A 1230-nucleotide genomic window follows, 5' to 3' on the forward strand; every position below is an offset into this window, starting at 1 on the left:
GGTAAAGTGCGGTTTGCACATCCCTTACTTCTCCATTTTGTCGAAATCACGCTGTGGATGGCCAATATAAATCTGCCGCGGACGAACAATCTTGATTGCGCCTTGGTTATACATCTCTTTCCAATGCGCAATCCATCCGACGGTTCTTGCCAACGCAAACATCACCGTAAACATCGATACCGGAATGCCGATCGCTTTCAGGATGATACCAGAATAGAAATCAACATTTGGGTACAGTTTGTGTTCAACAAAATACGGATCGCTCAAGGCGATACGTTCCAACTCCATCGCCACATCTAATAATGGATTTTGTACATCCAGCTCTTTCAGCACTTCATGGCAAGTTTGGCGCATTACTTTAGCGCGCGGATCGTAGTTTTTATATACCCGATGCCCAAAGCCCATCAGACGGAACGGATCATTTTTATCTTTGGCCTTCTCGATGTATTCCGGAATCCGATCAACACTGCCAATTTCTTCCAGCATATTGATACAGGCTTCGTTGGCGCCACCATGCGCCGGTCCCCAAAGGGAGGCAATGCCAGCAGCAATACAAGCGAATGGATTAGCACCGGAAGAAGCTGCGGTTCGCACGGTTGAGGTTGACGCATTCTGTTCATGATCGGCATGCAGAATAAAAATTTTGTCCATGGCTTTTTCCAGCACCGGATTAACCACATAAGGCTCACACGGCGTGGCAAACATCATATACAGGAAGTTACCGGAAAAAGACAGATGGCGCTGCGGATACATAAACGGCTGGCCAATCGAATATTTATAACACATGGCTGCCAAGGTCGGCATTTTTGCTAATAAACGGTAGGCGGTCAGTTCACGGTGGTAGATATTGTTAACATCGGTGGAGTCATGGTAGAACGCCGCCAACGCACCACTGACGCCGCACATAATCGCCATTGGATGCGAGTCACGACGGAATCCGTGGAAGAAGCGGGAAATCTGCTCATGCACTAAGGTGTGTTTCTTCACTCGGCTTTCAAATTCACGGTACTGCTCTTTGTTTGGGCGCTCACCAAATAACAGCAGATATGAAACTTCTAAATAATCAGCATTTTCAGCCAGTTGCTCAATTGGATAGCCGCGATGCAACAACACGCCTTCGTCACCATCAATATAGGTAATCGCCGATTTGCAAGAGGCCGTTGACATAAAACCCGGATCATAGGTAAACAATTGATTTTTGACTAATGACTGAACATCAATCGAATCATA

General features: G+C 46.5%; 1 protein-coding gene. It reads right to left on the reverse strand.

The features are described from left to right. Window positions 1-24: 24 nt before the first annotated feature. Window positions 25-1230, reverse strand: a 1206-nt coding sequence (locus FHQ30_RS12960) for a citrate synthase (RefSeq protein WP_139625195.1), incomplete at its 5' end; no start/stop codon positions are given.

This window comes from Testudinibacter sp. 'clade 2', from assembly GCF_006227735.1.
GTDB lineage: Bacteria > Pseudomonadota > Gammaproteobacteria > Enterobacterales > Pasteurellaceae > Chelonobacter.